The 21,994-nt window shown below is 27.4% G+C and carries 19 protein-coding genes, 2 tRNA genes and 1 pseudogene; 10 read left to right on the top strand and 12 right to left on the bottom strand.

Translation table 11 applies throughout. The annotated features are described in order from the left end of the window. Positions 1-12: 12 nt before the first annotated feature. Positions 13-576, bottom strand: coding sequence for a nucleotide exchange factor GrpE (gene grpE, locus QIA21_RS03205; RefSeq protein ID WP_301393107.1), 564 nt, complete (start codon positions 574-576; stop codon positions 13-15). A 378-nt stretch (positions 577-954) separates the two neighbouring features. Between grpE and nadE the strand changes: the two genes are divergently transcribed. Next, entirely contained in the window at positions 955-2,493 is a 1,539-nt protein-coding gene (nadE, locus tag QIA21_RS03210) for an NAD(+) synthase (protein WP_301393108.1), read from the top strand. Positions 2,494-3,270: 777 nt separating this feature from the next. Beyond that, positions 3,271-4,124: pseudogene (locus tag QIA21_RS03215) on the top strand (inositol monophosphatase family protein). A 15-nt stretch (positions 4,125-4,139) separates the two neighbouring features. On the opposite strand, the gene QIA21_RS03220 reads toward QIA21_RS03215, so the two are convergent. After that, positions 4,140-4,562: a hypothetical protein gene (locus QIA21_RS03220; protein ID WP_091972083.1), complete on the bottom strand. Its 423-nt coding sequence runs from the start codon at positions 4,560-4,562 to the stop codon at positions 4,140-4,142. Positions 4,563-4,673: 111 nt separating this feature from the next. Between QIA21_RS03220 and QIA21_RS03225 the strand changes: the two genes are divergently transcribed. Next, on the top strand, positions 4,674-6,488 hold the full coding sequence (locus QIA21_RS03225) for a hypothetical protein (protein ID WP_301393109.1): 1,815 nt from the start codon (positions 4,674-4,676) through the stop codon (positions 6,486-6,488). Then, positions 6,481-7,263 carry a type III pantothenate kinase gene (locus QIA21_RS03230; RefSeq protein ID WP_301393110.1) on the top strand — a complete coding sequence of 261 codons (783 nt, stop codon included), beginning with the start codon at positions 6,481-6,483 and terminating at the stop codon, positions 7,261-7,263. The genes QIA21_RS03225 and QIA21_RS03230 overlap by 8 nt, the downstream gene beginning before the upstream one ends. Positions 7,264-7,287: 24 nt before the next feature. Here the strand turns inward: QIA21_RS03230 and QIA21_RS03235 are convergent, their stop codons facing one another. From QIA21_RS03235 to QIA21_RS03250, 4 genes are all read right to left on the bottom strand, one after another. Continuing rightward, positions 7,288-8,235, bottom strand: coding sequence for an aldo/keto reductase (locus tag QIA21_RS03235; protein WP_091972077.1), 948 nt, complete (start codon positions 8,233-8,235; stop codon positions 7,288-7,290). A gap of 87 nt (positions 8,236-8,322) precedes the next feature. Further along, positions 8,323-9,132 carry a TIGR02757 family protein gene (locus tag QIA21_RS03240; protein ID WP_301393111.1) on the bottom strand — a complete coding sequence of 270 codons (810 nt, stop codon included), beginning with the start codon at positions 9,130-9,132 and terminating at the stop codon, positions 8,323-8,325. Next, positions 9,116-9,730, bottom strand: coding sequence for a glucosaminidase domain-containing protein (locus tag QIA21_RS03245; RefSeq protein ID WP_301393112.1), 615 nt, complete (start codon positions 9,728-9,730; stop codon positions 9,116-9,118). Before QIA21_RS03245 ends, QIA21_RS03240 begins: the two co-directional genes overlap by 17 nt. 2 nt (positions 9,731-9,732) lie before the next feature. Next, positions 9,733-11,025 (bottom strand): hypothetical protein, encoded by a 1,293-nt coding sequence (locus QIA21_RS03250; protein ID WP_301393113.1) that lies wholly within the window; start codon positions 11,023-11,025, stop codon positions 9,733-9,735. Positions 11,026-11,220: 195 nt separating this feature from the next. On the opposite strand from QIA21_RS03250, the gene QIA21_RS03255 reads away from it, so the two are divergent. The 4 genes from QIA21_RS03255 to QIA21_RS03270 are packed head-to-tail and all read left to right on the top strand — an operon-like array spanning position 11,221 to position 16,341. Then, positions 11,221-11,982, top strand: coding sequence for an MBL fold metallo-hydrolase (locus QIA21_RS03255; RefSeq protein WP_301393114.1), 762 nt, complete (start codon positions 11,221-11,223; stop codon positions 11,980-11,982). 20 nt (positions 11,983-12,002) lie between these two features. Beyond that, positions 12,003-12,770: an exodeoxyribonuclease III gene (gene xth, locus QIA21_RS03260; RefSeq protein WP_301393115.1), complete on the top strand. Its 768-nt coding sequence runs from the start codon at positions 12,003-12,005 to the stop codon at positions 12,768-12,770. A gap of 15 nt (positions 12,771-12,785) precedes the next feature. Next, positions 12,786-13,559, top strand: a complete 774-nt coding sequence (locus QIA21_RS03265) for a hypothetical protein (RefSeq protein WP_301393116.1) — start codon at positions 12,786-12,788, stop codon at positions 13,557-13,559. Next, positions 13,540-16,341, top strand: coding sequence for a M16 family metallopeptidase (locus QIA21_RS03270; RefSeq protein WP_301393117.1), 2,802 nt, complete (start codon positions 13,540-13,542; stop codon positions 16,339-16,341). The genes QIA21_RS03265 and QIA21_RS03270 overlap by 20 nt, the downstream gene beginning before the upstream one ends. A 161-nt stretch (positions 16,342-16,502) precedes the next feature. Here QIA21_RS03270 and QIA21_RS03275 read toward each other — a convergent pair. The 6 genes from QIA21_RS03275 to fusA form a co-directional block, all read right to left on the bottom strand. Next, positions 16,503-16,575: transfer RNA gene (locus tag QIA21_RS03275), tRNA-Lys, on the bottom strand. A 108-nt stretch (positions 16,576-16,683) separates the two neighbouring features. Next, positions 16,684-16,756, bottom strand: a tRNA-Lys gene (locus QIA21_RS03280). A gap of 48 nt (positions 16,757-16,804) precedes the next feature. Continuing rightward, on the bottom strand, positions 16,805-17,452 hold the full coding sequence (locus QIA21_RS03285) for a tetratricopeptide repeat protein (protein WP_301393118.1): 648 nt from the start codon (positions 17,450-17,452) through the stop codon (positions 16,805-16,807). Next, positions 17,449-17,805: a bactofilin family protein gene (locus QIA21_RS03290; protein ID WP_301393119.1), complete on the bottom strand. Its 357-nt coding sequence runs from the start codon at positions 17,803-17,805 to the stop codon at positions 17,449-17,451. Before QIA21_RS03290 ends, QIA21_RS03285 begins: the two co-directional genes overlap by 4 nt. An 81-nt stretch (positions 17,806-17,886) precedes the next feature. Next, the gene (locus QIA21_RS03295) at positions 17,887-18,585 is read right to left on the bottom strand and encodes a Bax inhibitor-1/YccA family protein (RefSeq protein ID WP_091972058.1); all 699 of its coding nucleotides are present in this window, start codon (positions 18,583-18,585) and stop codon (positions 17,887-17,889) included. A gap of 25 nt (positions 18,586-18,610) precedes the next feature. Continuing rightward, positions 18,611-20,692 carry an elongation factor G gene (gene fusA / locus QIA21_RS03300; protein WP_301393120.1) on the bottom strand — a complete coding sequence of 694 codons (2,082 nt, stop codon included), beginning with the start codon at positions 20,690-20,692 and terminating at the stop codon, positions 18,611-18,613. Between the two features lie 297 nt (positions 20,693-20,989). On the opposite strand from fusA, the gene QIA21_RS03305 reads away from it, so the two are divergent. Beyond that, positions 20,990-21,217 carry a KTSC domain-containing protein gene (locus QIA21_RS03305; protein ID WP_091972054.1) on the top strand — a complete coding sequence of 76 codons (228 nt, stop codon included), beginning with the start codon at positions 20,990-20,992 and terminating at the stop codon, positions 21,215-21,217. A 236-nt stretch (positions 21,218-21,453) separates the two neighbouring features. Beyond that, the gene (locus tag QIA21_RS03310; RefSeq protein ID WP_301393121.1) at positions 21,454-21,981 is read left to right on the top strand and encodes a tetratricopeptide repeat protein; all 528 of its coding nucleotides are present in this window, start codon (positions 21,454-21,456) and stop codon (positions 21,979-21,981) included. The last annotated feature ends 13 nt before the right edge of the window (positions 21,982-21,994 follow it).

Genomic DNA, 21,994 nt, shown 5'->3' on the forward strand with positions numbered 1-21,994 from the left:
CCTCTTTTCTAATTAATTTTTACTTTGAGCAACTTTAACTTTAGCTGTTCTTAATATTCTCTCGTTGTAGCAATATCCTTTTTGGTATACTTCTACTATTTCTGGATTTTTAAGATCTTCTTTCTCTTCAATGCTTATTGCTTCATGACGACTTGGATCAAAATTTTCTCCGCTTTCTCCAAATTTTTTTAAATTATATTTTTTATCAAAGATTGATAGTATTTCATTTTCAATCATGCTGATTCCTGTTAATAGGTTGTCAAAATCTTTAGATTTTTTTGAAGAGTTAATAGCCCGTTCTAGGTTATCAAGGAAATTAACGACATCTTTCATTATGGTTTCATTTGCAAATTTAACAAAATTGTCTTTTTCTTTTTCTAATCTTTTTCTGAAGTTTTCGAATTCTGCTTGTTTTCTTAAATACAAATCTTTAAGATTGGAGATTTCATTTTCAAGTTCGGTAATTTTTTTATCAGAATTTACCAAATCCAAGTTTTCTTTTTTTTGAGATTTTGTATTTTTGTTATCTTGTTTGTTGGTTTTTTCGGTTTCGTTTTTACTTTCTTTTTTTTCCATGTTTCCTCCTTTGATAAAGCATTTTATCTTTAAAAAAAATATTTTACAAATTTTTTTCTTTCTTAAAATTTAGTAAAAATGACTCATTTTGATCATTTGCAAGATATATATTTTTCTTAAGCTTGCAGTAATAGTGTTGTATTGATACATATTGTTATTTAGCAAGATGTTGGTGTGTATTTTTTTGTCAAAATAAAAAATTTTAATTTTTTATTTATCAGAATATTTTTAATACCATTTTTCGATTTTTTTGTTTTTAGTGCATTTATAGATACTCTTAATTTTTAAGGTATTATTAGAGTGTGGATGAGTATTAATTTTTGCAAAGTTATTAAATGTTTTGTTGTAATTTAATGTGTTATTGCTTATTATTTACCTATGAAAATAAGCATTGCTCAAACTAAATATAGATTTTTAGATTTTGATAAGTGTATTGCCGATTTTAAAATTAATTATGATGAAGCCTTGCTGAGGGGATCAGAAGTTTTAGTTTTTCCTTCTATGTTTTTAAGCAAAATTAAGTATAGCGATTTGTTTGAGCGTTCTAAATATTCTCAAAATATATGTAAGTTCATTGAATTTATGAGAGAACAGGTTAATGATAGTACTTTGATTGTTTTTGGCCATAGTGTTTACAAGGGTGGCAAATTTGTAGATGTTGTTTCTGTTATTAGTAATCATAAAGTTATTCTAAGTGTATCACAATGCAATTTACCCGGCTTTTTTAGTTATAAGAACAAAGTATTTGCTGTATTAAATTTTGAGGATGCTTTATTGTTTAAAGGATTGAATTCTAAATTTGGTGAGGATTTAAAGCAGGCTCAGTATTTAATAATACCGTCTAAATCTTATTTCACTAAGGACAAAAATAATCTTAGGTTAAAATTCTTTGAAAGAGTTGCTGTTGAGAACAACCTGGATGTTGTTTATTCAAATTTTTATGGAGCTGAAGATTCTGCAGTTTATGATGGGTGTAGCTTTTTTATTAATAATTTTGGTAAGGTAAAGCAAGCAAAAGGATTTGAATTTGATTTTATATCTAATGATGCATTTCAAGATTTAAAATTTGATACATGTAATGAGCTTTTTGAAAGAATTATTTTAGCAATATCTTTTGTTTTGAGAGAATATATTTATTTTTCGGGATTTTCTAAGGTGCATTTGGGGTTATCTGGGGGTATTGATTCTGCTCTTGTTGCGTGTCTTGCATGTTTTGCTTTGGGCGCTGAGAATGTTGTTGGAATTTCTATGCCTAGTAAATTTTCAGCATCAGATTCTATTTCTGATGCTAGAGAGCTTTCTAAAAAATTAGGTTTTAAATTGATTGAAATGCCAATAAAAGACTTGTTTGATGTAAGCAGTAGATTTTTTGAAGAGTACTTTGATGTTGAAGGTATTACTGGAGAAAATTTACAAGCTAGGTTAAGAGGACTTATATTAATGTCTTATAGTAATTCTCAAAATTCTTTGCTTTTAAATACTGGCAATAAAAGTGAGATTGCAGTTGGTTATTGTACCCTTTATGGGGATACTTGTGGGGGACTTGCTTTGATAGGAGATCTTTTTAAGACGGAGGTTTATGATCTTGCTAAGTATATTAATAAAAAGTTTGATCAATACATTATTCCTGTTAATATTATTTTAAAGGAGCCTTCGGCTGAATTAAGGTTTAACCAAAAAGATAGTGATTATCTTCCAAAATATGAGGTTCTTGATGTTATTTTAAATAGATATTTGCTTGGTAATGAATCTGTAGATTCAATTTATCTTCATTTTGAAAAAGGTACGGTTGATAAAGTTTTAAATCTTTATTTTAAAAGTGAATATAAAAGAAGACAAGGAGTTCCTATAGTTAAAGTTTCTAAAAAAACCTTTGGCTTTGAACTTTCAATTCCTATTTTAAATAATATGGTTTGAAATTATAGGCGAGGTTTAATTTTTTAAATTCTTTTTTTTAAATTTTATTAATAAAAAAAAGCTAGTTATAAGGATTAATAACATAAGTATTTAAAGCTATTATTTAAGAGCAGAAATTGTCTTAAGAGTAATATAATTAAATCTAGTTGGTATTATTTTTAAATTTTACTTGCCAAAAAATTGAAAAACAGCTTTTTTAAGTTCAAATTGAATTTTTACATCTTTAGATAAAGTAGATGAGAAATTTTTAGTTATTATTGTATAAATAATAACTAATTTGAAATTTACCTAATAGACGAAATATCTATTTATGGCATGGATATGCTTTTTTTGTTATTAGTGTGTCAATATTATTAATCTTTATGTTATGACAGCTAGTAAGAATATAAATTCTTTTGAAGTATTAAATTATGTTAATGAGTATTTATTTAATTTATAAGTGATATGTGTATTATATTGTGTTATGGGATTTTTAAATTTGAATCAGAGCATTGCTATTGAAATTGGTAACTATGTATGTTTATTAGGGAAAAGATTTTGTGTTTGGTAAATTTTCTCAACTTTTGCTATTTATAGAGTTTATGAAATTGAGAAGAAAAAAATGTTAGTATAGATATTTATGATTTTTATATTCTCTTTAGCAAGAGCCATTATAATTTAGAGCATTTTGTTTTAGAGGTTCTTTATGAAAAAATTTTAAATTTGTCAAAGCATAATGCTTGTAGAGATGTTTTTTCAATTTTAGAATTTATTCTTAATAAAAGAGTAGAGATAAAAATGGATTGGGATTTTGAAAAAATTATATTTTTGTTAAATGAGTCGACTAGGCTTGCATTAAGTGGTTGTGCTAAATTAAGTTTAGATTTTAAACCTGATGGGTCTATTGTAACTCAGGTTGATAAGCAAATTGAGCAATTTTTATCTAAAGAAATCAAAAAGTCCGGTAATTTTGTGCTTGGAGAAGAGACAATATCTACTTATGAAGAAGAGTATATCAAAGATGCGCTATTGTCAGAGAGTACTTTTATTATTGATCCGATTGACGGAACTTCTTCTTTTGCTGCAGGTCTTCCTTCATATGGAATATCGCTGGCTTGTGCTAGTGGTGGCAAAATTATTGAAGGAGCTATTTCTCTTCCTTTAAGCGGAGAGTTTTTTATTACTTTTAAAGATAGTGTATTTTATGCTAAAAAAACATTGGTAGCTATCCTTTAAGAAAAGATTTTAATAAGTTTATTTTTACTAATTCTGAATATTATAATAATCACAGTTTGCTTGCAATTTCAAAGTCTATTATAAGGTCATTTGATCTTAATATTTCTTCTCATGTTCATATTAATGGCTCTTGTGTTTATTCTTTTGCTAAACTTTTTACAGGTTCTTATAAGGCCTATTTTTCTTTTGTGGGACTTTGGGATATTGCAGCATGTTTGGCTATTGGAAATAAATTGGGCATGGTTGGTGAATTTTATTGTGGCAATAAAATGACATTAGATATCTTAGATTCAATGTACATTTTAGAGCCTAGTAACAATAAAAGATGGTCCTTGAAAGATTTTTTTATTTATTCAGATAATAAATCAACAATAGACATTGTAAGAAAAGTCGCTAATAAAAGATTTAATAAGTAAGATATTTGAAAATAATTATTTATTTTTTGCAGTTTTATTGGTGTTAGATTCAATGTAGAGTGTCTTGATTAGCTTGTTTAAGGTCCAGCTTGAAAATTTTATGTAAAGCATTTTAATTGGATTTTTTGTATTTTTTTTAAGCACTTTTAAAGATTCTATGTTCATTAAAGCTATTATTTCTTTTAGTGTTTTTGGCAAATTATTGAAAATTTTGGAACCAACTCTATGTCCTTCTAGAATAAAATTTTGAAGAGTTATTTGATCTTTTTTTTGCAGGCGTCTCATATATAACTTTAAAATACGCTCTTGCGATTTCATAATTTCTGAATTAATTTGTTCTTGTTTTTTAGTAATTTTTTTCTTGTTTTCAATAACAGGTTTTTTAGGTAGAGACTTGTAGGGATTTGTTCCCGGAATATAATTTTTAGGAATTTTCATATTTTTTACTCCTATTCGACTAACCAATCAACTAATCTATAATGTTATTATTTTTTTTGTTTTTATGCAATCAATATTGATATTTTGATTTTTTATGATTAGAATCATCATATGAAAGGGTTTTTAAGGTCAGGAGCTTTTAATTTATTGCTTGGTGTTTTAATATTATTTGTTGTTATTTTTCTGCAATTTAGGAATTTAAATTTAAATGTATTTTTTTTAAAAGATATAAAATTAGAAGTAAATAATAAAGTTAAAAATAGTGAATATGTTTTAAATGATATTGTCGTTAATGTTAGGGGACTTAGGATACTTTTGTCCAAACTTAATCCACTTGTTGTTTTAGAAACAGGATTAAATCTGTTGCCTGTCTCTTATAAAGTTCAAGACCCAGGTATTTATGTTTATTTTGAGAAAAATATTTTTCTGGGATTTTTGTTTGATTCAGAAAATAATTTTAGTATTGAATCAAATCTCTCTAAGAGCTTTTTGCTAAGCTATGAAGTTGAAGACCGACATGAAGTTCTATTAGATAAGTCTTCTGTTTCAATAAGACAAGGAGAGAGTTTGGAATATAAAGTCTTTTTAGGGGAAAATGTAAAGATAAGAGAAAAAGATATTTTAATTTCTCCTCAAGCAACATTTAAAATTGGCAATGCTATTTATATTGATTCATTAAAGAAAAATATTTCAAATTCCAGTATAGAAAACAATCAAAGTAAGGTATTAGATCATTCTGTTATGTATTCAAAAATTAAAGAGGTGGATAATAAAACTTTTAATGATACTCTAAATAATTTTAGACAAAGTGCTTATGATTATTGGAACAATCCTGCTAATTTTAATGTTTCAAAGGGGGGTTGGCTTAAATATGATGCTTTTGACTTTGATGAAAATTTAATGGTTTGTTTTTTAGCAGAATCTTTAATGAGAGGAAATCACGAATCAATATTTTTAAAATTGGATTCTTTGTTGGTTAAAAATGAACATAAACTTACTTATTTAAGTTTATGTTATTATGCTAATTCAGATCAAATCGATAAATTTTTTTCTTATTTATCAAGAAATAAAACTTTTATTGATTCTCTTGAGAAAGAAAGACTTATAGTTTATTTAAAGGAAGATCCGTGTCTTTTGGAAAAAATTGCTTTATCTGAAAACGATTCTAAATTAAATGATGCTTTAAATCTTCTCAAAGATTCTAAAAAAATATTAAGTTCTAATTTTGATTTTAGCCAAACTTACAATATTCTTTCTAATTATCTTACTTTTCTTAAGATTAGCAATGATGATTTTGTTTATTTAAGTTTTAAAAAGGAGCTTTATAAATTTGTATTTACTTTATTTGGTGTTACAGATGAAGGAAGAGTATATATTTTGAATAATAATATTAATTCATCTGATGTTGTTGAGCATGCGTTAAAGATTTCTGGGGTTCTTAAAAAAATAGCATCTTATTTGAAAGATAATTTAATATTAAAGCTTTCGTTTAATTTGATTTATTATTTTTTAATAAGTGATTATGTCAAAGTAATTCCTTATGAAAGCTATTATTCTGATATTATTGATAATCAATATATGCCTCAATTTATCTTCATTTCTGGCCATGGATCTATCAGATGGATATATACTGCGTCTAGGATTTTAAATCGTGAAATTACTGATACCAAGGTTATGGTTAATTTTGATCAAGAGATTAATTATTCAAGCTATATATTTTTTGGAAATATTTTAAATCCAACTTTGGTTAGATTTAGAGAAATTGATTGGTTTACAGATTATAAGTTTTACATATATTCTAATGGTTGGAAGTATTACCCCTTGAGTAAAATTTTGGTTATCAAAGCAACGGCTAAACAAAATAAGACTTTTAATCTTTTGTTAAGATTTGACAAAATTGCTAAAAAAATAAATATTTATGAATAAGCTTTTATTATCAGAATTGATAATTGATATTGGAAATACTAGTATTGCTTTTGCCTTATTTGAAGATAATAAAGTTAATTTATTTATTAAAATGAAAACAAATCTTATGTTAAGTTATGATGAGGTTTATGGTTTTTTTGAAGAAAATTTTGATTTTAATGTAAATCAAGTTTTTATAAGTAGTGTTGTTCCTGTTCTTAACGGAATATTTGAAAAGGTCGTTTTTTCTTTTTTTAAGATAAGATCCTTGTTTATTAGCTTTGATTTAAATTATAACTTAACATTTAATCCCTACAAGAGTGGTAAATTTTTATTAGGTTCAGACGTTTTTGCCAATCTTGTTGCGGCTATTGAAAATTATTCATTGGAAAATGTTTTGGTAGTGGATCTTGGAACAGCTTGTACCATTTTTGCTATTAGTAGGCATGATGGAATACTTGGTGGTCTTATTAATTCTGGTCCTTTGATAAATTTTAATTCTTTATTAGATAATGCCTATCTTTTGAAGAGGTTTCCCATTAGCACCCCAAGTAATCTTTTAGAGAAAACTACATCTGGAAGCGTAAACAGCGGTTTATTTTATCAATATAAGTATTTAATAGAAGGTGTTTATCGCGATATTAAAAGGATGTATAAAAAAGAATTCAATTTGATAATTACTGGGGGTAATGCGAGTCTACTTTTGCCATTAATTGAGATAGATTTTATTTTTAATATTTATTTAACTGTAGAGGGCATTAGAATTTTAGGAAATTCTAATGCCCTCTACAGTTAAATAAATATTAGTTTTTATAATTTTTCAAATTTTTTTGTTAAATAAATTTGAAAAATTATTTGTTAGATGATTAAAATCATCTAAGATTGATGTAATCTCTTTGTGTACTTTGTCATTAATTTCTACTTTAAATGAATTAAAGTTTGATTCTACATGATTTTCTTTGCTGAAGCCCACTATAAATCCGCTTAATTTTGTTTTTTTAAGCCATGAATATGTTAGTTCTAAAATTGTTAAATTATTTCTCTTTGCTATCTTTTCAAGTTTATTTATGGTTTTTAAAGTATAAGGCCAAATTTCTTTTTTAAAAAGTACCAATTTTTCTGTTATGTTATTATTAAATTTGTTTTTGTCTTTTATATTAGTTTTAGATAAAAGTCCTTGAGCAATTGTTGAATATGATATGGTAGCAATATTGTTGTCTTCGCAGTAAGGAATTACATCTTTTTCTTTATTTCTAAATAGGGGGTTGTATCCTATTTGGTTTACGTCAATTTTGCAAACTTTTTTTATGCTTTCCATGTGAGATATTTCAAAATTACTTACACCTACATATTTTATTTTTTCTTTTGCTCTCATTTCTTCAAGAAATGATGCGATTGGTCTTAGGTCAAAATCGTTTTTAGGCCAGTGTATATAGTAAATATCTATATAATCAGTTTTTAAATTTTGAAGACTTTCATTGAAGTTCTTTGCATATTCTGAAATTTCCATTGGATAGCATTTACTTGCAATTAAAATATTTTCTCTTATTGTTGGATTCTCCGATATTATTTCGCCAATTATTTTTTCTGAAATTCCATTCCCATAAGCTCTTGCAGTATCAATATTCCTAATCCCGTGATCATATGCTTTTTTTAATATTTTTTTGGCGGTTTCTTTTTCAACTTGTTTAAAATATCCTCCTCCAAATTGCCAAGACCCCAAAATTAATTTGCTATAAGCATTTATTTTGTCTTTAAGGTTATTCACCGATTCTCCTTTTTATTTTATGATAAATTGGTATTTTTATTTTAATGATTTGAGTATCCTTTATTTTAAAGGTTTTGTACTCAAATTTTATAGTTTATCAATATTTTTTAGTAATTTTTCTTTATTAAAATCTCTATTTATTCCAAATCTGGTTAAAGAGAAATCGTATTTTACAGGATCTTCTTTATTTTCTTTTGAAAAATAGCTTGTAATTTTTATTGCTTTTTTAAGATTTACGTTTTTTATTTCTTTGATTTTAAATAGTTTTGAAGCAATGCTTGTCATATGTGTATCCATTGGTACTATAAGCTTATTGGGATTGAATTTGTTCCAAATGCCCAAATCGACATCATCTTTGCGTATCATCCATCTTAAGAATAAAAAAAGTCTTTTACAAGAACTTCCCTTTGAAGGTTTTGGAAGTAGTATCCCAAATTCTCTTCCGTTTATTTTTTCCATATGCTTTATTAATTTATCTATACTAAGTATAAAATTTTGGTTTTTGTAATAAATACTATAAAGAAGATTTTCAAGTGTATGATACTGTTCTTTTATTATTTTTAAGGTGCATAGTAGTCTTACAATGTCTTCTTCTTTAAAAAATCTATAAACAAATCCTTTAAATATGTCTTTTAAGTCTTTTTCATTGACTAGCTTAAGGCTCTCGGAAGGGGATTTGCCAAGTGGTTTGAGTATTTTCTCTATTGCTTCTAAAATTTTTTCTACCCTTCCAAGTGACAATGAAGAACTAATTAGGCCTACAAGCTCAATGTCTTCTTTTTTTTTATACTTGTATAAAAATTCTAAAGGATCAGGATGTATAAATTTTTTTTTATTGTATTTTGAGTATATCTCTTCTAGAAAATAATATAGTGAGCTTTTAACTTTCATTTGCATTATTATATTCTAATATTTCTAATAATATTTTTTTAAGCTTTTTATCGTAAAATTTGTCTTTTGCCCATTTTCCAGTCAAATCATATATTGTTGGAGCAGAACCTCTTTTAACAAGGTAAAATCTAGGGTCAACCACACTTGAGTTGATATTTTGTTTTGATGCATAAGCTTTTAAATGTTGAATATGAGCTTTAATTCCTTCTTTAATATTGGGAAAAGAATTTCCTTTTGTAAGATTATTAGTAGCGCCTATTCCTGAGAAATTGTGTTGTTCTTTTGATACTATCCCATTAAATTTTAGAGCCCCCGTTTCTAGTAGCATTTGAGCATATGCAATGTCGTAATTAATCCCTTCAATCAAAGATTCGTCTATATAGGTTTTAGCTATATTATTTACATAATCTTTGTCAAGATCTGGATTTATTTCTAGAGTATATTTTACAAGGTCTTCTAATTGAGCTTTTCCCCTACTTATTAAAAAGGGAATATACTTTTCTTTTTGTATTTTAGTACTTATTTCGATTACCTCTTCATTACTATGAGCTTTATTTGTTAGAAAGATATTGATCATTGCAAATAGCAAGAATTTTTTTATCATTATTATTTTTCCTCTTCAATAAATTTATTAATTTCAGCAACTATAGAGTTAAATTTTGATAGCATTGATTTTTTGTTTTTTAAAAAATTAAAACTTTTTAAATAGTTTCTGCTAAAAATAAGATCAGAAATTTCTGCAATATTACTTATGTTTATTAGCTTTATAGAATTTGTATTATTAACTCTTGTATGGATCTCTTTTTCATTTTCTTTTAGAATTAGTTGTAAGTTTTTTAAATTTCTTATTGTTTGTGGTTTTCCCCCTATATTAATATATTTTGCTATGTTTGTGTTTTTTGTAATGATAAAATTAGCAATATTTGCTTGATTTCCTAGTGTAATTAACGTTAGTTTATTAAGGTTCATTTTAGAATTTAAAAATTTTAAATTTTGGCTTGATTTTGCTAGTTCAATAATGTTTTGAATATCATCTTCAGTAGATGTGATATCAGCTTTTTCATTAAAGATATTGACTGGTTCAATTAAATAGCTAATGCTTTTGTTGATTACATAGCTAAATATACTTTTATTGCTATTTTTAATAAAATCGTAACTTTTCATATGTTTGTATTTTGGTGAATACAAATAAACAATTTTTCCTTTCTTAACAAGCTTGCTAATTAGGGATTTGAACATTGAATCGTGAGAATAATAAGGAAGTATAATTAAGATAGAATCATATAGTTTTTGGTTATTACTAATAAAGGCTTCTTTGTATATATTATTCTGTTTTGGTAAATAGTTCATTTCATTTATGAAAAAAGGATTAAATTCATACAAAAGAAATGGATTTTGTTTTTTAAGGCCTAATGTTGAGCTTACAGGATACCAAATCGATAAGTTTAAATCATTTTTGTGATCTTTAATTCTTATGAATCCAATTTGATAGCTATTGTCTTCATCTTTGGGGTAATTTACAAAAAGTGCCAAGTATGAAAAAATGGTTGCAATAATAACGGTTAAAATAGTGGGCATTACAAGTATTGTTTTTAGCAAGATTGAAAGAAATATTCTTTTTGATTCTTTTATAAGCTTGCTTTTAGTTCTTCTTCTTCTATTTATTATTGTCTTTATGTTTTTAAAGAAGATGATTATCATAAAGATTAAGAATATACTGCCAATATATAGCATTAATGGATTGATTTCTGTAAAGTATAAAGTTATTACAAAAAACGCACCTGGGAATATTATGAAATAGTCTTCATAAGTAAATTCTTTTTTAAAGTTAAATAAATTTACTATTAAAAATATGCTAAAGCTGGTTAAGAAAATGAGTTCATAAATTTGCGTATCCATAAAAATAATTTTTCCTTAAATAATTATAAGCATAAAAGCATTTTTTCCAAAATAGTTTACAGAATTGCTTATTAAATAGTGTTAATTTAATTTTAGATGTAAGGCGAAGGCTCTTTGATTAAGAGAGTTTATTTTTGTTTAATATAAAATATTGTGTTAAAATAGAGTATGTTTACAGGCGAAAGGTAGTAACATATGGTCGGGACCTTTTTAGGAACTGGTGCTTCAAGTGGTGTTCCTATGTTGAATTGTAGCTGTAGAGTCTGTACTTCAAATTTTAGCAAAAATAAAAGATTGAGAAGTTCTTTTTTTCTTAAGGTATCTTCTGATATTAAATTGTTGATTGATACAGGGCCTGATATTAGGCAACAACTTTTAAGAGAGAATATAGATAAGCTTGATTTGGTGCTTTACACCCATGAACATTATGATCATATTATGGGTTTTGATGATATTAAGTTTTATACACGAGATGCTTCTTTAAATATTTATGCTAGAGATACTACTATGGTTCACATAGTGAATGCTTTTTCGCATAATTTTTCATCCAAACCTTCTGTAAGTGGAAAGGCGAATGTTATTCCCAATGTTATTAGAGATTTTGAGCCCATTTTTTTTAAAGATTTAAAGATAGTACCAATTCCTTTGATTCACGGAGAGATAGTTAGTTTAGGTTATAGGATAGGAAATTTAGCGTATCTTACTGATGTTAAATTTATTCCTGAAGTGTCTTATGATTATTTAAAAAATTTAGATCTACTTATAATAGATGCTATGAGGATTAAGCCTCATCCTGCGCATCTAAATTTTTCAGAGGCTATTTGTGAGGTTAAAAAAATCAATCCTAAAATTTCTTACTTTACGCATATTGCACACGATATAATGCATGAGGAATTTGATTATTTAGAAAAAGATAATATCTATTTAGCTTATGATGGATTAAAGATTTATGTTTGATTTAAATTTAGAGAGGATTTATGAAATTAATTTCATGGAATGTAAATGGAATTAGATCTGTTTTAAAGAAAGGTTTTCTTGAGTTTGTAAGAGAATATATTCCAGATATTTTATGTGTTCAAGAAACCAGAGCTTTAAAAGATCAGTTGCCAAAGGATTTAATTCTTGAAAATTATTATTCTTACTTTTCAAAGTCAAAGATTAAAGGCTATAGTGGCGTTTGTATTTACTCCAAAGTTAAGCCTATTGCTGTAGACTTACTTGGAAAAGAAATTTTTGACAATGAAGGTAGAGGCCTTATAGCATACTACGATAATTTTGTATTGATTAACGGTTATTTTCCTAATTCTCAATCTTTAAGAAGAAGACTTGTTTATAAACTTGATTTTTTATCTTATGTTGAGAATATTATGGATTCTTTTGTAAATGGTGGAAAAAATGTGGTAATTTGTGGTGATTTTAATATTGCCCATACCGAGATTGACCTTATAAATCCTGATTCTAATAGAGACTCTCCCGGATATTATATTGAAGAAACAACTTGGCTAGATAGTTTTTTGAACAAAGGATATGTGGATACATTTAGGATATTTAATAAGGAACCCGGTTGTTATACTTGGTGGAGCTATAGGACAAGGGCTAGGGAGAGAAATATGGGCTGGAGAATTGATTATTTTGTTGTTAATGAATTTTTTAAGAGAAATGTTAAAAAATCTCTAATTTTAGACAAAGTAATGGGAAGTGATCATTGTCCTGTTTTTTTAGAGTTGTCTGATGTAGTTAGTTAAAGGGAGGAATCTAGATTGAAAAAAAACATTGCAATTTTTTATTTAATATTTAGTTTTACTTTTGGTTTTGGTATTGATTTAAATGATTTTAGTTTTTATCGTAGCCTTGAAAAGGAAGAATTGATGTTTCTTATTAATTTGCTAAAAAGAGAGCAACTTACTTTGGTAAATAGTTGTGCTTTAGAATATATTGAATTAGCTTATAAGGCGTTAAAGGAAAAAAATGTAAATTCATTATTAAAGAATGACAAAGAATTAGCAGTAGATAATAATATTAGACATTCAATACAATCTAAGGTTTATAACAATGCAAGGCTAATCTTTAATGCTACAAAGGATTTAAATACTTTGGTTCATATTAGTAAGGATGGCTTTTTAAAGACTTTAGATGGAAGAAATGTAGGTGTTAAGGATAATAAATTTATTATTATAGATTCTTTTTTGAATAACGACTTTTATGATAATGTGCCAAGAGAATATACTACTATTGAAATTTATAATAAAAGCATTTTAATGCCCAATTTAAATAAATTTCTTATAGATAAGCGTTTAAATCCTTTCGTTTATCTAGAAGATTTAAATAAAAACGTTTACTTAAATGATATTCCAAAATTAAGCAAAGAAGAGTTGTTGTTTTTATTTTATGAACTATTTCCAGTTTCTAAGCTAAAGAGTTTAAAAGATTGGAATGATTTTGGATTTTCATCTATTTTCAAAGCGTTGAATAAAGTTTATTCTGAAAAAATAAATTCAAGAAGAGGGAGTGCAAATGAATTATCAAAGAATTAAAAATTATTGTAAATTTACAAGTGTTTTTCTATTTTTTTTGTTTTCTTGTGTTTCTAATGAGTTAAAGCTAGATAAAAGTTTGGTAAAGGGTAAACTTATTAATGGACTAAGGTATTATATTTATAAAAATCAAACCCCAAAGAATGCTGTTAATATGGGAATTGTTTTTAATGTAGGCTCTCTTAATGAAGAAGATAATGAGAGAGGCATGGCTCATTATCTTGAACATATGGCTTTTAATGGTACAAAGGATTATCCAGGGAATTCTATTGTTGATGTTCTTAAGAAATTTGGAATGCAATTTGGTGCTGATATTAATGCTGCTACTAGTTTTGATTTTACTTATTATAGACTTGATTTGTCAGATGCTAATAATAAAGATGAAATTGATGAATCTATAAATATTTTGAGAAACTGGGCTTCTCAAATCAGTTTTATGAAAGAAGAAATAGAGCTGGAGCGTAATATTATTATTGAGGAAAAAAAGCTTGGCGAAACTTATCCTAGAAGGATTTATGAAAAAATGTATAAGTTTTTAGCAAGTGGAAGTATTTATGAATTTAGAAATCCTATTGGACTTGAAGAGCAGATTTTATCTTTTCAGCCAGAAGATTTCAAGAAATTTTATCGAAAGTGGTATAGGCCAGAACTTGCAAGTGTTATTGTGGTAGGAGATATTGATCCTAGAGAAATTGAAGAGAAAATAAAGAAACAATTTATTTCTTGGAAAAATCCAACTGATAAAATTAAAGAGGTAAAAGCAAGTTTAGATGTAAAGTTTAAGGATAAGTTTTTACTTTTAGAAGATTTGGAAGTAGGAGAGCCTTGTTTGATGTTTTTCAAAAAGGAAATTGTTAACTTTGTTCAAACTAAAGCTGACGTTTTAGTCGATGTTAAAAGGTCTTTATTGGCTGCTCTTTTTGAAAATAGATTTTCTGAGTTAAAGACTGATGGGGTAAAGCATTTTAAAAATGTTTCAAATAAAGATTTTTTTTCATTTAAATCAGATAACAATAATATTCTTACAAGATCGATTTCCTTAAACTTTAATACAGCTTATTTGAAAGAAGGAATAGAAGATTTTTTTTATGAGCTTGAGAGAATAAGAAAATTTGGATTTACCCAGGGTGAGTTTGAAAAAGTTAGATCTCAATTTTTCAAATTTTTAGGGTTAAGGAAAAAGAATGTAAGTAAAACAAATTCACAGGCTATTTTTCAAGATTTAATAGAAATTGCTGTCAATAGTTCTAATAAATTCGATATGATTGAATATTGCGATCTTTATGGTCAATATTTGGAAAAAATTGATTTAAAAACAATAAACAATCTTGTAGGAAGAGAATTTGATGTGAAAAATTGTGCAATTTTTTATTCTTATTCTGGAGGAATACATCCTACTTTGGCTTTTGAAGATATTGATAATCTTCAAAAGATAGCTTTAAAAAGAAAGTTTAAGCCTTATGAGAATTCTTCAATTGAAGGTAAATTTTTTAAGAAGTCTTTAGATAATAAAGATATTGTTAGAGAAAATGAGTTTGAAAATGAAATTTCATCATTTGTTCTTGAAAATGGGGTTGAAGTTTATTTTAAATATAATGATCAAAAAAAGGATGTAATCGATTTTAGAGCAACTTCTTGGGGTGGTTTAATCAATGAAGATTTAAAACTTATTCCTGTTTTAACTTTTGCGCCCGGGGTAGTATCTGGTTCAGGGTATGGCGATTATTCTGCATTAGAGATTGAAAGATATTTATCAGATAAAGCTGTTTCTTTAAGCGTTAGTGTTGGAGCTCAAGAATCATATATTGTTGGAAGTTCAGATAAAAAAGATCTTGAAACTCTTTTTGAGCTTATATATTTTACTTTTAAGGAACCCAAGATAGATGATGTTTTTTTGCAAAATGCTATTAATAATATAAAAGAATTAATAAAGAGCAATGAAAATAGTTCCAATTATCATTTTAAAAAAGCTATTAGTAAATTTTTAAACAATAATGATCCTAGATTTGAAGATGCAAAAGATAGTGATTTACAGTATTTTACAAAAGAAAATATTTTGTCTTTTTATAAAAAAAGATTTACTTATGCAAACAATTTTAAGTTTGTCTTTGTTGGAGACTCGAATATTCAGACAATAAAAGATTATTCAAAGAAATATTTGGGTAATCTTGACTTTAAAAAAATAAGCGAGTATAAAGATTTAGATTATTCTTACAGTAAAAATTTTAATAAAATAGTTGTAAGGAAGGGAAAAAATTCAACTAGCTTTGCTTATGTGGTTTATCCTTTTAAATTTAATTATTTAGCAGAGACCTCATTAAATTTAAATGCTTTAGCTGATCTTTTAACAGATGGTCTTGTAAAGAATATTAGAGAAAAAATGTCTAGTGTTTATGCAATTCAAGCTTCTTTTGACGCTAATATAAGGAAAAATGTAGATTCTGATGGTATTTTGTCTATTTTTTTTACTACTGAGCCTAAAGAGTTGGATAATGTTTTAAATTCTATTAATCGCTATATGATTGAAAGGCAGAAAATAGATTTTGATGATAAAGATTTTTCTTATGTTAAGAAAAATTATATTAAAAATACAAAGATAAATTCAGAGAAGAATAGTTATTGGATTTCAAATATATTAGCATCATTATCCTGGTATGGGGTATTTAAGAATAATTTTGGTGTTAAGTTTATAGAGACGAATTTAAACAAAGATTTGATAAACGAATTTTTTAAGAAAATTAATCTTGGTGAAAGAGCAGAGATATTATTAATACCAGAATAGCTTATTCTTATTTAAAGGAACATTTCCACTTTTTAGTTCTACTAAAAAGTGGAAATGTTGAATATAATTTTTCCTTAACAAGACATCCTCTAGGGGAATCGAACCCCTCTTGCCAGGATGAAAACCTGGAGTCCTGACCGATAGACGAAGAGGACAAAAAGTGAGCTCAGTAGGACTCGAACCTACGACAAACGCCTTAAAAGGGCGCTGCTCTACCACCTGAGCTATGAGCCCAAAAGTCATTTTATGACCATCGAAAGTAATAATATATTCAATTTCCAATAATGTCAAGTTAAATTGGCATAAAATTAACAATTTATACCAAAAAGGTACTTAACAATTTGAGCTGCACAGGACTTGAACCTGTAACCAACGGATTAAGAGTCCGATGCTCTACCACTTGAGCTAGCAGCCCGGTTTATTAATTTGCTAACAATAAGAATAAGTTTTTATAAATTGAATGTCAAGGTTTGCTGTTGCTTTTTTTTAATTTTTCTAGTAAGTCTTTTGCTTCTAGATTATTAGGAGAGATTGCAAGAAGTTTGATTAGCGCTTCTTCTGCTAATACTTTATTTTTTGCATTTATTCTTGATCTTGCCAATTTTATTAATAGATTTTGGTTATTAGGAGTAAATCGTAATGCATTTTCGTAGGCAAAATCTGCTTCATTGTATCTTTTTAGCTCATAGAAAGAATCTGCAATCAAATTATAAACTTTTATTATTCTTGCTCCTTTAGGATCAAGGCTGATATATTCTTGAAAGTATTTTAATGCATTTTCATAATTTTTTTGGAAAAAATAAGCTTCTCCTAGTGCCTGAATAATTCTTATGTCATATTTTTTAATACCAAGACCTATGATAGCCTCTTTTTCAGCTCTTTTATATTCGCCTATAGCTATTAAGCTCCATATCAATATTGTCCTAGCATCTAAGTTGTTAGGATTTAACCGAATTTCTTCTAGCGTGTTTAAAATAGCTTCTTTAAATTTGCCTTCTTTATACAAAAGAAGAGAGTCTTCTTTTTCTTTAATAAGCTGTGATTGTCCTAATAATAAGCTTGAATTGGATAACAGAATTAAAGTTATTTGTAATAGGAAAAAAAAATTCATTCTTCAAAATCCTCCATTTCGCAATTCCCTTTAAATATTGCTCCAGAATCAATAAAAAGTTCTTTGGTTTTAATGTTCCCTATTAATTTGCCGGTTTTGTAGATTTTAACTGTTTTTAAAGCTTCAACATTTCCTTTTATTTTGCCATGATTTAGCAAATGTTGGCATTTTATTTCAGCTTCAACATTAGCCTTTTCCCTTAGATAAATTGAGTTTGATGAGTTTATTAAGCCTTTGAGCTTTCCTTCTATTATTATTGGTTTATTACTTTCAATATATCCTTCAAATTCAAAATTTTTTTTTATTACATTTTGAGTATTGCTTTCTTCGAATTCTAAGCTATCTATGCTCATTGAAACCTCTAAAAATGAATGCTTTAATTTAAAGCATTCATTTTTGATTGAATTTTTTATAAAAATGTTTTTATTATTATTTTAGTCGTTTCTTCTTTGGCCCAAAAATCTTAGAAGATATAAGAATAAATTTATAAAATCTAAATAAAGCTTAAGAGATGCTACAACTGCCATTCTATTTTTTACTTCAGTATCGTCTTGTAGCATTTTATCCATTTTAGCAATATTTTGAACGTCATAAGCTGTTAGTCCTGTAAATATTATTACGCCCAAGATAGATATAAGAAAATTAAGCCCTGAGCTTCTAAAAAACATATTAACAAGAGATGCAATGATAATTCCCCATAAGCCCATTATCAGATAGCTTCCCATTTTTGTTAGATCTGTTGTTGTGGTGTATCCATAAACAGACATTCCAAGAAATGTTCCAGCAGTAATTCCAAATGTGAATACTATTGATCCTTGTGTATAAATCATAAATACAGAAGATAATGTTACTCCTGTTAATGCTGAGTATAGCAAAAAAAGAGCTGTTGCGGTATTGCTTGATATTTTGTTAATAGCACCACTTATTGCATATACAAGTCCAAATTGTATAATTATCATAGCCATAAATGACATTGGATTTGAGAATACTATTGCTCTGATTGTTTGATTTTCTGAGGTTGCATATGCGAATATTGCTGAAATTAAAAGTCCAATTGACATAAGTCCGAAAACTTTGGCTAAAAATTTGTTTTTTATTAAAATATCTTGTTTTTCTTGTACTAAATCGATCATAATAAAGCCTCCTTATTATTTATTATTAAGATTTGTTTTGATCGTTAAATTTCTTGCGAAGTTCATCAAATATAGCGCTTGGAACTTTTCCATATTTTAAAAATTCCATTGAGAATTCTGCTTTTCCTTGAGTAGAGGATCTAAGGACTGTTGAAAATCCGAACATCTCACTTAAAGGCACTTCAGCTTCAACTTTTGAAAAACTTCCGTCTTCTAGCGAACCTGTTATTATTCCTCTTCTTTGATTTAAAAGTCCAAACATATTCCCTTGGAATTCAGTAGGTCCTTCAAGAGTAACCTTCATTATTGGTTCAAGGATCGTAGGTTTTGCTTTTTCGTAAGCCTCTCTAAAAGCACCAATTGCTGCTAATTGGAATGCAATATCAGATGAGTCAACAATGTGATATTGGCCATCATTGATTGTGATTTTTATATCAACTATTGGAAAGCCAATTAATGTTCCTCTTTCCATTGCTTTTTGGAATCCTTTGTCACATGATGGGATGTATTCTGTTGGAATTACTCCTCCTTTTATCAGATTAACAAATTCATATGTTTCTCCTTCTTTATTAAGAGGTTCCATAAACCCGGCAACTCTTCCAAATTGACCAGCTCCTCCAGATTGCTTTTTGTGGGTATAGTTGAATTCAGCTTTTCTTGTAATCGTTTCCCTATAGGCCACTTGCGGCATTCCAGTTTCTACTTCTGCTTTGAACTCTCTTTTCATTCTTTCAATGTAAACTTCTAAGTGTAATTCTCCCATGCCTTGAATTATTGTTTCGTTTGATTCAATATCAACATAAGTTTTAAATGTTGGATCTTCTTTTGTAAATCTTCCAAGAGCTTTTGCCATATTGTCAGCAGATTTTTTGTCTTTCGGTTTTACAGAAAGAGAAATTACTGGGGCTGGAATAAACATCGATGTCATTGAATAGCTGATTGATGGATCACAAAATGTGTCTCCTGATGCACATTCTATTCCAAATAAAGCAACAATGTCACCACTTCCTCCAAATTCAATATCTTCTGTATTATTGGCATGCATTCTGATAAGTCTTCCAACTTTGAATTTTTTAGAAGTTCTTGAGTTGATAAGTTCTTGGCCTTTTTTTAAAGTTCCTTGATAGATTCTGACATAGGTTAATTGGCCGTATTGTCCGTCTTCAAGTTTAAATGCAAGAGCAACAGTTGGGAGGTCGTTGTCAATTTTAAGATCGATTTCTTTTTCATTGTTATTGAGGTCAAGAGCAGTATTTTTTATATCATGAGGGGATGGTAAAAATCTGGTTACAGCGTCTAAGAGTAATTGTACTCCCTTGTTTTTATAAGCAGATCCCAAAAATACAGGACATAATTTTAAAGCCAATGTTCCGGTTCTAATTGCATTGTATATTATTTCAATAGGGACATCTTTTCCTTCCATGTGCAATTCCATAAGCTCATCATTAAAGTCGGCAAGAGTATCAAGCATTATTTCTCGTTTATTTTTTGCTTCTTCTAAGAGATCTGAGGGCACTTCTTTTTCTATTATTTCTGTTCCATCTTTTCCTTCAAAATAGTAGGCTTTCATTAATATAAGGTCTACAACCCCAATGTGTTTGTCTTCTAATCCAATTGGGATTTGCATTAAAACGGAATTTAAGTCAAGTTTAGACCTAAGTTGATCTTTTACGTTGTAGGGATTTGCTCCGGTTTTATCGCATTTATTTACAAATGCAAGGCGTGGCACGTTGTATCTTTTAAGTTGTCGATCAACAGTTATTGATTGGGATTGAACTCCAGCGACAGAGTCAAGAACTAATATTGCTCCGTCAAGCACTCTAAGAGATCTTTCGACTTCAATTGTAAAATCTACGTGACCGGGTGTATCAATAATATTTATTGGAAAATCTTTCCATTCAACGTGAGTTGCGGCTGACGCTATTGTGATTCCTCTTTCTCTTTCAAGTTCCATTGAGTCCATTGTTGCGCCAACTCCATCTTTGCCTTTTACTTCGTGAATTGCGTGGATTTTATTGCAATAAAAAAGAATGCGTTCTGTAAGAGTAGTTTTTCCTGAATCGATGTGAGCGCTAATACCTATGTTTCGTAATTTATTGTAGTCCATTAGACATTGTTCCTCCTGATGATATGTGAATAGAAGATTAACTATCTTAATAATTTTACAAAATTTTTTTTTAAAAATCTATCTCATGGCATTTTATGCTATGAGATAGATTGGAATTTAAACTATTTAATATGATGTTTATAGTTTGCTTGATTAAAGTTGCATTAATGTATATTCTTATATTAGGGAATATATCATTTAGTAGATTTTGATTTTATTGATTAAAACTTTTTATTTAGTGAATTAACTCTTACTTTATTATTATACTCCTAAGATAATTATTTGGAGGAATTTGAGTTGGAAACTTTAACAATATCTAATGAATTGAGCAAAATATCACAGGTAGGTTATGATTCTTCTGTGTCTGAGCTTTCCGTATTTTTTAAGGATGGAAGAGCTTATAAGTATTTTAAGATTGAACCAAGACATTTTAGTGTAATATCTAAACTTGTTGAGGACAAAAGATCAGTTGGTAAATACTTAACAGAAAATATATTTAACAAGTATGACCAAGAAAAGCTTTAATTTGTTTTTTTAGATAATATTAAAAGCCCTTTTGTTTTCAAACAAGAGGGCTTATTTATGGCTATCTTTTAGAGTGATAGATTTTATTCTATAATCATCAATATGATTTGTTTAATTTTAAAATTTAATAGCATTGAAGTTTTGTGTTTTGATTATTATTGGATTTAGCTCTATTTTACTACTTTTAATAATTTAAATAGTAATTTAAATAGTATCAAGGATTTAAGTAAATTTTTATGTATAAGTTGTCATTTATTGTTATTTTTGTTTTGTCTTGCAGCTCTATTTTTAAGGAATATCAAAACATATCGGATGAATATTATAAGCTTGCTAAATTAAATGAAGAGCTTGGTAATGATGAAACTTCTGTTTTGCTTTATGAGAAATCTATTAAATTTAATATTAATGCTGGTGATGACTCAAGCTATAACTTTATCTTGGCTTGCATTAATTTGAAAAAATATGTAGAAGCTGAATTGAAACTTAATCCCATTATAAAAGAAGATCCAGAAAATATATTGTTAATTAATTTGAAGGGATATTTGCTCTTTAAGAAAAATGATTTAGATAATGCTTTGATTTATTATTTAAAAACTCTAGAATTTGCGCCTGCAAATAAAGAGGCTTTATTTAATATTTTTTATATTTACCATTTAAAGGGCGACAAAAAAAATGCAAAAAAATATATTTTAAAATATAAAGAGTTAAATCATCCCATACCAAGTGGTGCTGAAGAAATAGTTTCTTCAGCTGTTAATAGTTAAGTTTTTGTTTACT

The organism is Borreliella japonica, assembly GCF_030438115.2.
GTDB classification, from domain to species: Bacteria; Spirochaetota; Spirochaetia; order Borreliales; family Borreliaceae; genus Borreliella; species Borreliella japonica.